Origin of the sequence: Streptomyces sp. NPDC093801 (assembly GCF_040701585.1) — a bacterium.
Classification (GTDB): Bacteria; Actinomycetota; Actinomycetes; order Streptomycetales; family Streptomycetaceae; genus Streptomyces.
This window is the reverse complement of the sequence record NZ_JBFBDP010000018.1, coordinates 1-13,056: the sequence shown is the minus strand read 5'-3', so window position 1 is coordinate 13,056 and position 13,056 is coordinate 1. Positions and strand designations below refer to the sequence as shown.

Below are 13,056 nucleotides of genomic sequence, written 5' to 3'. Positions count from 1 at the left end.
CCCCCGTCACAGCTTCCTGACGCTCTTCACGCCCTTGACACCTTTGACGCCCTTTATGCGGCCGGCCCGGTTGGCGCGGCCGCGCGCGGTCATCATCCGCAGGCCGCCGCGCTGGCTGCCGATGCGCAGGCCGGTGCCGCCGGCCAGCCAGCCGGAGGCGACGTCCTTGCCCTGCGGCGGGCCGCCGTTGGCCTCGACGGCCATCGGGTCGTTCTCGGCCTTGCGGGCGAGGGCCATGATGAACGGCACGGTGAACGGCGCGAGCAGCAGGTCGTAGAGGGTGGCCGTGAACAGCAGCCCGACCAGGCCCACGTGGCGGGCGGCGGTGTCGCCGACGAGGGCGCCGACGCCCGCGTAGAGGAGGGTGGAGACGACCGCGGCGGCGAGCACCGTCAGCATCGGCCCCCAGGCGGAGCGGAAGCGGCCGTTGTCGGGGCGGACGAGGCCCACGAGGTAGCCGATGACGCACAGGACGAGGGCGTACCGTCCGGCGGCGTGGTCGGCGGGCGGGGCGAGGTCGGTGAGCAGGCCGGCGGCGAAGCCGATGAGGGCCCCGCTGACGTGCCCGTAGACCAGGGCGAGGGCGACGACGGTCAGCAGGACGAGGTCGGGGACGGCTCCGGGCAGCTGGAGCCGTCCGAGGACGGTGACCTGGATGACGAGCGCGACGGAGACGAGCGAGCCCGCGAGCAGGATCCGGTTGATGCGCATGGCGGTCAGCTCCTACTCGTCGGCCGGCTTGCCGGAGACGTTGGCGGAGGGCGACGGGGTGACCGTGACGGTGACCGTCGGGGTGGGCTTGGGCGGCTCGGGCTTGGGGGGCAGGACGGCGTCGCGGGGGTCCTCGCGCGGGGGCATGACGACGACGCCGACGATGTCGAGGCGGGAGAAGCCGACGAAGGGCCGGACCCAGACGGTGCGGGTCAGGTCGCCGTGCGAGGGGTCGACCTTGACGACCTCGCCGATCGGGACTCCGGGGACGAAGGGCTTGTTGGCACGGGAGCCGAAGGTGACCAGCCGGTCGCCGGGGTTGATCTTGGCGCGCCCGTTGAGCATCTGGACGGAGAGGGCGCGGTCACCCTGGCCGGTGGCGAAGCCGAGTTCGCCGGTCTTCTCCAGGCGGGTGCCGACGGTGAAGCCGGGGTCGTTGGCGAGGACCACGGTGGAGGTGTCGGGGCCGACGGTGGCGACGCGGCCGACGAGTCCGTCGCCGTTGAGGACGGTCATGTCCCGTTCGATGCCGTCCTTGCTGCCCGCGTCGATGGTGACGGTCCAGGAGAAGCCCTGGGCCGCTCCTATCCCGATGACCTCCGCGCCCTTGATGCCGTACTGGCCGGCGCCGGCCCGCTTGAGCATCTCGTCGAGCTCGTGGATGCGGCTGCGGGTCCGCTCGTCGCTGCCGAGCCTGGTCTTCAGCGCGGTGTTCTCGCGTTCCAGCGCGGAGACGCGGTTGTGGCGCCGGTCGGAGTCGCGGACGGCTCCTATGGCGTTGGCGACCGGGTCCACGGCGGTCGCGACGCCCATCTCGACGGGGCCGAAGACGGCGGCGGCGGCCCGCCGGGCCCCGTCGACCGGCGAAGCCTCTCCCGCTCTGATGTCCACCGTGATCAACGCGAACGCGATGGCGATCAGCAGCACCAGGAGCAGCCGGCTCTCTCGTGTGTCCCTCACGTGCGGCGGCCGTGCCTTCCTCGTAGAAACTCGTGCGGCGGAACCGTTCCGGCGGAACCGGGGCTGCACCGGACCGTGCCTGTATATCAACGATCCGCCGCACGGGCGCGGCAGCACCCGTACGGCGGATCCTTGTGTTCCACATGCCCCGTTCAGGGGATTTGATCACCGCCGGGGCTGGGCGTCCAGTACCTGCTGGAGGGCCTCGAACTCCTCGACGCACTTGCCGGAGCCGAGGGCCACGGAGTCGAGGGGGTCCTCGGCGATGTGGATCGGCATGCCCGTCTCGCGGCGCAGCCGCTCGTCGAGCCCGCGCAGCAGGGCGCCGCCGCCGGTGAGCACGATGCCGCGGTCCATGATGTCGCCGGAGAGCTCCGGCGGGCACTTGTCGAGGGTGGTCTTGACGGCGTCGACGATGGCGTTGACGGGCTCCTCGATGGCCTTGCGCACCTCGGCCGCGGAGATGACCACGGTTTTGGGCAGGCCCGAGACCAGGTCGCGGCCGCGGATCTCGGTGTGCTCGTCCTTGTCGAGGTCGTAGGCCGACCCGATGGTGATCTTGATCTGCTCGGCGGTGCGCTCGCCGAGGAGGAGCGAGTACTCCTTCTTGATGTGCTGGATGATCGCGTTGTCCAGCTCGTCGCCGGCGACCCGGATGGACTGCGCGGTGACGATTCCGCCGAGGGAGATGACGGCGACCTCGGTGGTGCCGCCGCCGATGTCCACGACCATGTTGCCGGTGGCCTCGTGGACGGGCAGGCCCGAGCCGATGGCGGCGGCCATGGGCTCCTCGATGATGTGCACCTGGCGGGCGCCGGCCTGCGTGGACGCCTCGATGACGGCGCGGCGCTCCACTCCGGTGATGCCGGAGGGCACGCAGACCACCACGCGCGGGCGCGCCAGGTAGCGACGCTTGTGGATCTTGAGGATGAAGTACCGGAGCATCCGCTCGGTGATCTCGAAATCGGCGATCACGCCGTCCTTGAGGGGGCGTACGGCGACGATGTTGCCGGGCGTGCGCCCGATCATCTTCTTCGCCTCGGAGCCGACCGCCAGGATGCCACCGGTGTTCGTGTTGATGGCGACCACGGACGGCTCGTTCAGGACGATTCCCCGGCCCCTCACGTACACCAGCGTGTTGGCGGTCCCGAGGTCGATCGCCATGTCACGGCCGATGAACGACATGTTGTTCCCCTTGTTCCCCATGAGGAGCGTCTGGCCTTCCAGTTGATAGCGGATGCTGTCAGGTCGGCGAGGTGGGTGTGTGGGTGGAGGCCCCATCGTAGTCCCGCAGGTACGGACATCGCGCGACGGGACTCCGGCGATCCCGCCGGAACGGATACCCGCCCCCTTAGTGGTGACGTCGTGTCCTGTCCATGCGTTCCCGGACACCGCCGTTCATACCGAAGGGCGACCGAAATTACTTCGGTCGCCCCAGGTCATGAGCGCTATTCGGCTGATGTCGCGTCAGGAGGGAGTGTTCGCGGCCGCTCAGAGGGCGGGGAAGAACAGCTTCAGCTCGCGCTCCGCCGACTCCTCGGAATCCGAGGCGTGGATCAGGTTCTCCCGGGTGATGGACCCGAAGTCGCCCCGGATGGAGCCGGGCGCGGCGGCGATCGGGTCGGTGGGTCCGGCCAGCTGGCGGACACCCTCGATCACGCGTTCCCCTTCCACCACGAGGACGACGACCGGGCCGCTCGACATGAAGCCCATGAGGGGCTCGTAGAAGGGCTTGCCCTTGTGCTCGCCGTAGTGGGTCTCCAGGGTCTCCTGGTCCAGCGTGCGCAGCTCCAGCGCCGGAATGGTCCAGCCGGCCTTCCGCTCGATCCGGCCGATGATCTCGCCGATCAGGCCACGGCGGACGGCGTCCGGCTTGAGGATGACGAGCGTGCGCTGGGTCATGTTCCAACTCCTTGCGGCATACGGGTGCGGTAGGGCGAATCTACAGGGCCGCTGCGGGGACCCGTCACGCAGCGTCAGCCTCCGCCTGACGGGCGGCCCAGCTCGCCTTGATCGCGTCGATGCGCCGGCCGTAGTGGACGGAGCACCACCACAGGCCCGCGAAGACCGCGCCCAGGAAGAACATCATCGGGACCACGAAACCGCTCGCGATCAGCCCGATCTGCAGCGCCCAGCCGAGCTCCACCGCGCCGCGGCGCGAGAGCATCCCGCACAGCAGCACCGACAGCAGCATCGTCACGCCGCAGACCGTCCACACCTCGGCCTGGGTCAGGTCCGGGTTCTTCATGGCCACCAGGCCCGCGAAGCCGACGACGAAGAATTCACCGATCAGCGTGCTCGCGCAGAGCGTGCGCATCGATCCCTCAGCCCCTCTTGAACAGCAGGCGCGCCTCGCCCACCGTGATCACGGAACCGGTCACGAGGACACCGGCCCCTCCGTATTCGGCCTCTTCCTCCGCCAGGGTGACGGCCGCCTCCAGGGCGTCGTCCAGCCGCGGCTCCACCTGCACCCGGTCGGGGCCGAAGACCTCGACCGCGATCGCGGCCAGCTCGTCCGCGCCCATGGCCCGGTGGCTGGTGTTCTCGGTGACGACGACCTCCGCGAAGATCGGCTCGAAGGCCTCGAAGACGCCCTTGACGTCCTTGCCCTCGCTCGCGGCCACCACGCCGATCAGCCGGCTGAAGCCGAACGCCTCGGTGACGGCGTCCGCGGTCACCTGTGCCCCGGCCGGGTTGTGCGCGGCGTCCAGGATCACCGTCGGGCTGCGGCGCACGACCTCCATGCGGCCCGGCGAGGTCACCGAGGCGAAGGCCTGGCGCACCGTGTCCACGTCCAGCTCGCGCGCCTGCTGCCCGCCGACGCCGAAGAAGGCCTCGACGGCGGCCAGCGCGACCGCCGCGTTGTGCGCCATGTGGGCGCCGTACAGCGGCAGGAAGACGTTGTCGTACTCGCCGCCCATCCCGCGCAGCGTCAGCACCTGGCCGCCGACGGCCACCTCGCGGGAGACCACGCCGAACTCCATGCCCTCGCGGGCCACGGTCGCGTCGACCTCGACGGCCCGCTTCAGCAGCACCTGCGCCGCGTCCACCGGCTGCTGCGCCAGGATGACGGTGGCGTCCTGCTTGATGATGCCGCCCTTCTCCCCCGCGATCTCGCCGGGCGTGGAGCCCAGCCGGTCCGTGTGGTCCAGGCTGATCGGGGTGATCACGGCGACGGACGCGTCGATCACGTTGGTGGCGTCCCAGGTGCCGCCCATGCCGACCTCGATCACGGCCGCGTCGACGGGCGCGTCCGCGAAGGCCGCGTAGGCCATGCCCGTGAGGACCTCGAAGAAGGACAGCCGGAAGTCCTCGGCGGCGTCGACCATCTCCACGTACGGCTTGATGTCGTGGTACGTCTCGATGAAGCGCTCGGCGGTGATCGGGGCGCCGTCCAGGCTGATCCGCTCGGTGACGGACTGGACGTGCGGACTGGTGTAGCGGCCGGTGCGCAGCTCGAAGGCGTTCAGCAGGGCCTCGATCATGCGGGCCGTGCTGGTCTTGCCGTTGGTGCCGGTGACGTGGATGGTCGGGTAGGCGCGCTGGGGCTGGCCCAGGACGTCCATCAGCGCCTCGATGCGGCTGACGGACGGGTCCAGCTTGGTCTCGCCCCAGCGGGTGGAGAGCTCCTGCTCCACCTCCTGCAGCGCCTTGGCCACCTCGGGGTCCTCGGGGCGGGAGGGCACCGGGTCGCCCGTGGGCGGTCCGGCCTGGGCGCGCAGGGTGCGGCTCCCGGCCTCGATCACCGCCAGGTCGGGGTCTCGGTCGGCTTCTTCCGCCACTATCTGGTCGAACTCGTCGAACGTGCCGTCGCGGTCGCGGTCCTGGCCCTCGGGCTGCTGCTCACTCACAGGCCCAGTCTACGGACGCGTGCCCCGAGGACTTTCGGCCCGGCCGTTTCGGGACCTTCGGCAGCGAAAGCGACCGGATCGTTATGGAAGCCTTGCGGACGGGAGATTGGGGAACAAATGCCGCAGGCCAGTACCGACAAGACCGCCTCCAGCCGCGACATAGGCATCGACCTGGGGACCGCGAACACCCTCGTCTACGCCCGCGGACACGGGATCGTCCTCAATGAGCCGTCCGTGGTCGCGGTCAGGGCGGGCACGACCACCGCCCTCGCCGTCGGCGCGGAGGCCAAGGAGACCATCGGCCGCACCCCGGGCTCCATCACCGCGATCCGCCCCCTGAAGGACGGGGTGATCTGCGACTACGAGGCCGCGGAGGAGATGATCCGGCACTTCGTCCGCAAGGCGGTCCCCGGCCGGCGGCCGCGCACCCGGATGGTGATCTGCGTCCCCTCCGGGGTCACCCCGGTCGAGCGGCGGGCCATCGTCCACGCCTCCACCCGGGCGGGCGCCAGGTCCGTCCACCTGATCGAGGAGCCGATGGCGGCCGCGATCGGAGCCGGGCTGCCGGTGGCCGAGCCGCGCGGCTCGATGGTCGTGGACATCGGCGGCGGGACCTCCGAGGTGGCGGTCATCTCCCTCGGCGGGATCGTCACCTCGCGGTCCCTGCGGATCGGCGGGGACCGGTTCGACGCCGCGATCACCGACTACGTGCGCAGGGAGCACTCCCTGCTCATCGGCGAGCGCACCGCCGAGGACGTCAAGGTGGCCATCGGCTCGGCCTGGCCCGTGCCCGAGCGGCCGGAGCTGGAGACCCGGACCGCCACGGTGCGCGGCCGGGAGCGGGTCGGCGGGATGCCCAAGACCCTGGAGCTGACCGCGGCCGACGTACGGGCCGCCCTGGACGAGCCGGTCGAGGCCGTCATCGCGGCCGTCCGCGCCACCCTGGAGGAATGCCCGCCCGAGCTCTCGGGGGACGTCATGGAGCACGGCATCGTCCTCACCGGCGGCGGCGCGCTGCTGCCCGGCCTGGACCTGCGGATGGCCTCCGCCACGGGCATCCCGGTCTTCGTCGCCGACGCCCCGCTGGACTGCGTGGCCCTCGGCTCGGGGCGCTGCGTGGAGGACCTGGACACCCTGGGCTCCCTCCTGTCCCCGGCGAAGGCCTGACACGGTCCCGGCGGGGCCGGGCCGGGGTTCAGACGCGCGGCAGGGACCGGCGCAGGCCCGGCGGACCGGCGCGGGGCCGGGCCGGGGTTCAGACGCGCGGGAGGGTGGCGACGACCTCGTACGCGTCCTCGCCGCGGCGCGCCGTCAGGGTCCCGCCCAGGCTGCGGACGCGCTCGGCCATGCTCGCCGTCCCCGAGCCCGCCGAGACCGGCGCCCGGCCCGGGGTACGGGCCGGCAGGCCGTTGCTGACGGCGATCCTCAGGTGCGGGCCGTCCGTCCGGATCGTCACGTCGACGGTCTCGCCCTGCGCGTGCTTGGCCGCGTTCGTCAGGCACTCCTGCACCACCCGGTAGACCGCCGCCTGCCGCAGCGGCGACAGCGCGTGCGCCTGCGGGTCCATGGCCAGCCGGACCGGGGAGCCGGCCCGCCCGCTCTCCTCCGCCAGCGCCGCCAGCCCCTCCACACCGGGGGTCGCGTCCCGTTCGCCGCGCTGGACGATGATGTCGTTGAGCACGAGGTGGGCCCGCCGGGCCGTGTCGGACAGCTCCTCGAAGTCCTTCGCGTACGGGGTCTCGCGCGCCCGCATCGACAGCACTTCGGAACGCACCGTCAGCAGGGTCAGCTCGCGCCCGACGAAGTCGTGGACGTCGCGGGCGACGGAGGTCCGCTCCTGCTGGACGGCGTGCAGCACCGCCGCCTCGGCGCGCCGGGCCTCCAGCTCGCGCACCAGGTCGTGCCGGTAGGCGGCGATCCCGACGGCGGAGGCGAGGACCCCGATGGGCACGACCAGGCTGAGGAAGGCGCTGAGGGTCGCGGCCTTGGGTTCGGGCCAGCCCGGCAGGCAGAACACGGCGAGCGCGAAGGCCACGTAGCCGACGGTGGCCAGGACCGCGGCCCGCCGGCCCCGGTGGCGGCCGACGGAGTACAGGGCGAACTGGATCAGGGTCAGCTCGTGCAGCCAGCCGATGAACAGCAGCGCGGTGACGTACGCCGCCCAGGGCGTCCGGCGACGCACGAGCAGGGTCGCGCAGCCGGCCGTGAGCACCAGGGCGGCCTGCCAGCCGCTCAGCGAGTTGTCGGCGGCGGCCAGGCCCGGCAGGTCCAGCGCCATCAGGCCCAGGCAGCTCAGTGCCGCGAGGGCGTCCTGCGCCCGGGGCGAGGCGCCCCAGCCCTCGACGAGCCGGCGCCCGGAGGCCACGGCCCGGTTCAACGCCGGGACGGAGGGCTTCAGGTGCATGCCCCCATCATGCGTGGTCGGCGCCCGGGATCGTCTCGGCCAAAGGGACATATGAGGTGACATGCGGCACCCCGCACCGGGCCGAACGGCCCGGCACGGACATGCGAAGGGCCCCCCGCGCGGTCGCGACGACCGCGCGGGGGGCCCTTCTCCCGCTCACGCGCCGGCTAGGCGGCCGGCAGGGCGTCCAGCTGCGCCTGGATCCGGGCGATGTCCGCCTCGGCCTTGGCCAGCCGGCCCTTGATCTTGTCCACGACGTTGTCGGGGGCCTTGGCCAGGAAGGCCTCGTTCCCGAGCTTCGCCTCGGCCTGCTGCTTCTCCTTCTCGGCGGCGCCGAGGTCCTTGGAGAGGCGCCCCCGCTCGGCGGCCACGTCGATGGTGCCGGACAGGTCGAGGGCGACCGTGGCGCCCGCGACCGGCAGGGTGGCGGTGGCGCTGAAGTCCTCGCCCTCCGGCTGGAGGCGCAGCAGCTGGCGGATGGCACCCTCGTGCGCGGCCAGCGGCGTACCGGCCAGGTCCAGGCGGGCCGGGACCTTCTGGCCGTCCTGCAGGCCCTGCTCCTTGCGGAACCGGCGGACCTCGGTGACGACCGCCTTGACCAGCTCGATCTCGGCCTCGGCGGCCTCGTCGCGGAAGCCGCTGTCGGCGGGCCAGTCGGCGATCACCAGGGACTCGCGCCCGGTCAGCGTGGTCCACAGGGTCTCGGTGACGAACGGGACCACCGGGTGCAGCAGCCGGAGCATGACGTCGAGGACCTCGCCGAGGACGCGGCCGGAGACCTGCGCCTGCTCGCCGCCCGCGAAGAACGTCGTCTTCGACAGCTCGACGTACCAGCTGAAGACCTCGTCCCACGCGAAGTGGTAGAGGGAGTCCGACAGCTTCGAGAACTGGTAGTCCTCGTAGAAGGCGTCGACCTCGGCCACGGTCTTGTTCAGCTGCGACAGGATCCACCGGTCGGTCGCCGACATCCGCTCGGGGGCCGGCAGCTCGCCCTCGATGGTGGCGCCGTTCATCAGCGCGAAGCGGGTCGCGTTCCAGATCTTGTTGGCGAAGTTGCGGGAGGCCTGGACCCAGTCCTCGCCGATCGGGACGTCGACGCCCGGGTTGGCGCCGCGGGCCAGCGTGAAGCGGACCGCGTCGGAGCCGTAGGTGTCCATCCAGTCCAGCGGGTTGACCGCGTTGCCGAAGGACTTCGACATCTTCTTGCCGAACTGGTCGCGGACCATGCCGTGCAGGGCGATGGTGTGGAACGGCGGGACGCCGTCCATCGCGTACAGGCCGAACATCATCATCCGGGCGACCCAGAAGAAGAGGATGTCGTAGCCGGTGACCAGGACGGAGTTCGGGTAGAACTTCGCGAGGCTCTCGGTCTGCTGCGGCCAGCCGAGGGTGGAGAAGGGCCACAGGCCGGAGGAGAACCAGGTGTCGAGGACGTCGGTGTCCTGGTGCCAGCCCTCGCCCGTGGGCGGCTGCTCGTCCGGTCCGACACAGACGATCTCGCCGTTCGGGCCGTACCAGACGGGGATGCGGTGACCCCACCACAGCTGGCGCGAGATGCACCAGTCGTGGAGGTTGTCGACCCAGTCGAAGTACCGCTTCTCCATCTCCTGCGGGTGGATCTTGACCTTGCCCTCGCGGACCGCGTCGCCGGCCGCCTTCGCGAGCGGGCCGACCTTGACCCACCACTGCATCGACAGGCGCGGCTCGATGGTGGTCTTGCAGCGCGAGCAGTGGCCGACGGAGTGGACGTACGGGCGCTTCTCGGCGACGATCCGGCCCTCGGCGCGCAGGGCGGCGACGATGGCGGAACGGGCCTCCAGGCGGTCCAGGCCCTGGAAGGGGCCGGGCGCGGTGATGATGGCGCGCTCGTCCATGACGGCGAGGTTCGGCAGGCCGTGGCGCTGGCCGATCTCGAAGTCGTTCGGGTCGTGCGCCGGGGTCACCTTGACGCAGCCGGTGCCGAACTCGGGGTCCACGTGCGTGTCGGCGACGACCGGGATGGAACGGTCGGTCAGCGGCAGCTTGACCTCACGGCCGACGAGGTGCTTGTACCGCTCGTCGTCCGGGTGGACGGCCACGGCGGTGTCGCCGAGCATCGTCTCGGCGCGGGTGGTCGCGACGACCAGGGAGTCCTCGCCCTCGCCGTAGCGGATCGAGACGAGCTCGCCGTCGTCGTCCTGGTACTCGACCTCGATGTCCGAGATCGCGGTCAGGCAGCGCGGGCACCAGTTGATGATGCGTTCGGCGCGGTAGATCAGCTCGTCGTCGTAGAGCCGCTTGAAGATGGTCTGGACGGCCTCGGACAGGCCCTCGTCCATCGTGAAGCGCTCGCGGGACCAGTCGACGCCGTCGCCGAGGCGGCGCATCTGGCCGGAGATCTGGCCGCCGGACTCGCCCTTCCACTGCCAGACCCGCTCGACGAAGGCCTCGCGGCCCAGGTCGTGGCGGGACTTGCCCTCCTTGGCGAGCTCGCGCTCGACCACGTTCTGGGTGGCGATGCCGGCGTGGTCCATGCCCGGCTGCCACAGGGTCTCGAAGCCCTGCATGCGCTTGCGGCGGGTGAGGGCGTCGATCAGCGTGTGCTCGAAGGCGTGGCCCAGGTGCAGGCTGCCCGTGACGTTCGGCGGCGGGATGACGATGGTGTACGCGGGCTTGTCGCTGTTCGCGTCGGCCTCGAAGTAACCGCGCTCTACCCAGCGCTCGTAGAGCTTCCCCTCTACCTCGGCCGGCGCGTACTGGGTCGGCAGTTCGGAGTTGGGGGCACTGGGTGTCTGCGTGTTCTCGGTCACGGGGCACAGGATACGGCGGGCCCAGCCCGCGTCACGAATCCATTCCACCGGGGGCCCCGCCGTTGACCCCGGCCGGTACGGGGACGTCTCATGCGCCCATGGACGAGATCGACGCGCCCGCCGCCTTCCCCTACCGGCCCGTGTCGCCCGCGCGGCGCGGGCGCAAGCGCTTCCTCTGCGCGGCCGGGACCGTACTGGCCCTCGCGGCGGCGGCGTTCCTCGGCAGGTGGGCCGTGAACGCGGCCCTCGCCGGGCCCGGGGACGCCGGCCGGTACCGGCTGGCACCGCCCGCGTCCTTCCAGGGGCTGACCCGCCAGGAGACCGGGCCGCGGGTGGACGCGATCAAGCGCGGCCAGGGGACCCCCAAGCCGGGCACCACGCCGGTGGCCGTGGTGTACGCCGACCCGGCCGGCACCGCGCAGCTGGTGGTCAGCGGCGCGGCGGGCGCCTTCACGGACGAGGACCCCGGACACGTCCTCGTCCGCGGCCTCCACGACACGGGTGCCGACGGGACCGCTCCGCAGGACGCGGGAACGCCGGCCGGCGGGGCGATGCAGTGCGGCACCCTGGCGTCCGGGGCGGGGCCCGTGACGCTGTGCATGTGGGCCGACCACAGCTCCGTGGTGACGGTCACCGTCCCCGTCGAACACGCGCCGGTCCCGATCGGGACGCTGGCGGGACGCGTCCGTGCGCTGCGGGCGGCGATGGAAGTACCGGCCGCGTCGTAGCTCGGTAACGACTGGGACCCCGATGCCCTGGCCGGGCGGCCCTTCCGCCAGGATGTGTGAAACGGATAAGCAGACCTCACAGGGGGACTCGGGATGAGTTTCAACCAGCCAGGGCCGTACGGCCAGCAGCCGCAGCAGCCGGGTCCCTACGGGCAGCAGCCCCCGCCGCCGCCGAACCCCTACGGCCAGCCCGCCCCGCAGCCGGGCTACGGCTACCCCCAGCAGACCCCGCCCCCGCCGCCGCCCCCGCCGGCCTTCCCCCAGCAGGGCGGCTACCCGCAGCAGCCCCCGCAGCCCGCGTACGGCTACCAGCAGCCCCCGCAGCAGCAGGCGTACATGCCCCCGCCGGCGCCCCCGAAGAAGTCCAAGGCGGGCCCGATCATCGCGGTGGTCGCGGTCGTGGCCGTCATCGGCGGCGCCGGCTGGTGGTTCCTGGGCGACGGCGCGGGCGGCGTCTCCGACGCGACGAAGGGCTACAAGCTGGCCTTCCCCGCCGCGGTCGACAGCTACCAGAAGCAGCCGGACACCGCGGGCGCACCGAACCCCGACACCCCACTGGCCGGGGACAAGAAGACCAGGGCGCAAGCGCTCGGCGTGCAGAACGCCCACAGCGCGAACGCCAAGTACCAGGTCGGCGCGGACCCGAAGGGCAAGTCGCTCTCCGCCAGCGGGCTCTGGGGCGACATCGCCGATCCGGCCAAGGCGATCGACAACTACTACGCCGGCCTCAGCCAGAGCAACGGCGAAGTCGAGAAGATGGGCTTCAAGTACGAGGTGGTCGGCACACCGAAGGAGTTCAGCCCAGCGGGCTTCAAGGGCGCCGTGATGAAGTGCGCCAACGTGAAGCTGGTCAACCTCAAGCCCGCCGCCACGGGCAAGGAGCCCAAGGAGATCCAGGTGCCGTCCTGCGCCTGGGGCGACCACTCGACGCTGGTCGGGGTCAACGCCATCGACCCGGCGGTGCTGCTGGCCGGCGGCAGCAGCGGCACGCTCGACGACGTGGCCGCACTGGCCGCGAAGCTCTACAACACGAGCCGAACCAAGGTCTGATCACTCAGCGGGGGCCCGCACACCACGGAGCCCCCGCTTCAGGGCGTCTCTTCTAGGCATTCTGGCAGGCCCACTGCGCGGTGCTGTAGTCGACACCGATGTTGACGAGACCCGTCACGCACAAGGGATTCGGAATGCTCAGTCCTGCACCGATCACCACTGCACCGTTGCTACAAGCGGCCCCCACTTTGGGCCCCACCGTGTAGCCCTGAGAGCCCACGACGGCAGCGCAGCTGTTGGTGCCGGCTGCTTGCGCTGGCGCCGCAGCGAGGACCGGAAGTGCTCCCGCGATGGCCGTGGCAGCCGCCAGACCCATCACACGCTTGAACTTGGACATCGTTCCCCTTTGGTCGACGGCTCTCCGCCGTTTAAGGGAAGGAGATCATCTTCTATCGGACCAGTCGATACGACATCGAATCAATGACCTAATTCTTCACAGTCTTGTCCGATATGCGGAGCAACACTAAGCTTGGCGTTTAACCTCGCACGTCACTCAACCTGCTGATCTGCGGTTCTTCCCGGGACGGCGGAGGCGGCCGTTCTCCACGCTTCGAGGTGTCGAG

The 13,056-nt window shown here is 71.3% G+C and carries 12 protein-coding genes; 3 read left to right on the top strand and 9 right to left on the bottom strand.

All coding sequences use genetic code 11. The features are described 5' to 3' along the window. Window positions 1–6: 6 nt before the first annotated feature. From mreD to AB0469_RS21480, 6 genes are all read right to left on the bottom strand, one after another. Entirely contained in the window at window positions 7–711 is a 705-nt protein-coding gene (gene mreD / locus AB0469_RS21505) for a rod shape-determining protein MreD (RefSeq protein WP_366453022.1), read from the bottom strand. Window positions 712–723: 12 nt separating this feature from the next. Further along, a complete protein-coding gene (gene mreC, locus AB0469_RS21500) occupies window positions 724–1,671 on the bottom strand; it encodes a rod shape-determining protein MreC (RefSeq protein ID WP_366453021.1) in 948 nt (315 codons plus the stop codon). Window positions 1,672–1,836: 165 nt separating this feature from the next. Continuing rightward, window positions 1,837–2,856, bottom strand: a complete 1,020-nt coding sequence (locus AB0469_RS21495; protein WP_008738981.1) for a rod shape-determining protein — start codon at window positions 2,854–2,856, stop codon at window positions 1,837–1,839. Between the two features lie 306 nt (window positions 2,857–3,162). Then, window positions 3,163–3,573: a nucleoside-diphosphate kinase gene (ndk, locus tag AB0469_RS21490; protein ID WP_042812770.1), complete on the bottom strand. Its 411-nt coding sequence runs from the start codon at window positions 3,571–3,573 to the stop codon at window positions 3,163–3,165. A gap of 64 nt (window positions 3,574–3,637) precedes the next feature. Then, window positions 3,638–3,988, bottom strand: coding sequence for a DUF4233 domain-containing protein (locus AB0469_RS21485; RefSeq protein WP_366453020.1), 351 nt, complete (start codon window positions 3,986–3,988; stop codon window positions 3,638–3,640). A 7-nt stretch (window positions 3,989–3,995) separates the two neighbouring features. Beyond that, window positions 3,996–5,522, bottom strand: coding sequence for a folylpolyglutamate synthase/dihydrofolate synthase family protein (locus AB0469_RS21480; RefSeq protein ID WP_366453019.1), 1,527 nt, complete (start codon window positions 5,520–5,522; stop codon window positions 3,996–3,998). 117 nt (window positions 5,523–5,639) lie between these two features. Here AB0469_RS21480 and AB0469_RS21475 point away from each other — a divergent pair, with 117 nt between their 5' ends. Beyond that, the gene (locus AB0469_RS21475) at window positions 5,640–6,689 is read left to right on the top strand and encodes a rod shape-determining protein (RefSeq protein ID WP_366453018.1); all 1,050 of its coding nucleotides are present in this window, start codon (window positions 5,640–5,642) and stop codon (window positions 6,687–6,689) included. An 88-nt stretch (window positions 6,690–6,777) separates the two neighbouring features. Here the strand turns inward: AB0469_RS21475 and AB0469_RS21470 are convergent, their stop codons facing one another. Both AB0469_RS21470 and AB0469_RS21465 read right to left on the bottom strand, forming a co-directional pair. Further along, window positions 6,778–7,926: a histidine kinase gene (locus AB0469_RS21470; protein WP_366453017.1), complete on the bottom strand. Its 1,149-nt coding sequence runs from the start codon at window positions 7,924–7,926 to the stop codon at window positions 6,778–6,780. A 167-nt stretch (window positions 7,927–8,093) separates the two neighbouring features. Beyond that, on the bottom strand, window positions 8,094–10,715 hold the full coding sequence (locus tag AB0469_RS21465) for a valine--tRNA ligase (protein WP_366453016.1): 2,622 nt from the start codon (window positions 10,713–10,715) through the stop codon (window positions 8,094–8,096). A gap of 98 nt (window positions 10,716–10,813) precedes the next feature. On the opposite strand from AB0469_RS21465, the gene AB0469_RS21460 reads away from it, so the two are divergent. Both AB0469_RS21460 and AB0469_RS21455 read left to right on the top strand, forming a co-directional pair. Beyond that, window positions 10,814–11,443: a hypothetical protein gene (locus AB0469_RS21460; protein WP_366453015.1), complete on the top strand. Its 630-nt coding sequence runs from the start codon at window positions 10,814–10,816 to the stop codon at window positions 11,441–11,443. A gap of 93 nt (window positions 11,444–11,536) precedes the next feature. Continuing rightward, a complete protein-coding gene (locus AB0469_RS21455) occupies window positions 11,537–12,493 on the top strand; it encodes a hypothetical protein (RefSeq protein WP_366453014.1) in 957 nt (318 codons plus the stop codon). 52 nt (window positions 12,494–12,545) lie between these two features. On the opposite strand, the gene AB0469_RS21450 is transcribed toward AB0469_RS21455, so the two are convergent. Further along, the gene (locus AB0469_RS21450) at window positions 12,546–12,830 is read right to left on the bottom strand and encodes a hypothetical protein (RefSeq protein ID WP_366453013.1); all 285 of its coding nucleotides are present in this window, start codon (window positions 12,828–12,830) and stop codon (window positions 12,546–12,548) included. Window positions 12,831–13,056 lie beyond the last annotated feature (226 nt).

Coding starts and splice junctions, on each gene's coding strand:
- AB0469_RS21495 (WP_008738981.1), bottom strand. CDS start 2,856: ATGTCGTTCATCGGCCGTGACATGGCGATCGACCTCGGGACCGCCAAC.
- AB0469_RS21470 (WP_366453017.1), bottom strand. CDS start 7,926: ATGCACCTGAAGCCCTCCGTCCCGGCGTTGAACCGGGCCGTGGCCTCC.
- AB0469_RS21450 (WP_366453013.1), bottom strand. CDS start 12,830: ATGTCCAAGTTCAAGCGTGTGATGGGTCTGGCGGCTGCCACGGCCATC.
- mreD (WP_366453022.1), bottom strand. CDS start 711: ATGCGCATCAACCGGATCCTGCTCGCGGGCTCGCTCGTCTCCGTCGCG.
- ndk (WP_042812770.1), bottom strand. CDS start 3,573: ATGACCCAGCGCACGCTCGTCATCCTCAAGCCGGACGCCGTCCGCCGT.
- AB0469_RS21460 (WP_366453015.1), top strand. CDS start 10,814: ATGGACGAGATCGACGCGCCCGCCGCCTTCCCCTACCGGCCCGTGTCG.
- AB0469_RS21485 (WP_366453020.1), bottom strand. CDS start 3,988: ATGCGCACGCTCTGCGCGAGCACGCTGATCGGTGAATTCTTCGTCGTC.
- AB0469_RS21455 (WP_366453014.1), top strand. CDS start 11,537: ATGAGTTTCAACCAGCCAGGGCCGTACGGCCAGCAGCCGCAGCAGCCG.
- AB0469_RS21475 (WP_366453018.1), top strand. CDS start 5,640: ATGCCGCAGGCCAGTACCGACAAGACCGCCTCCAGCCGCGACATAGGC.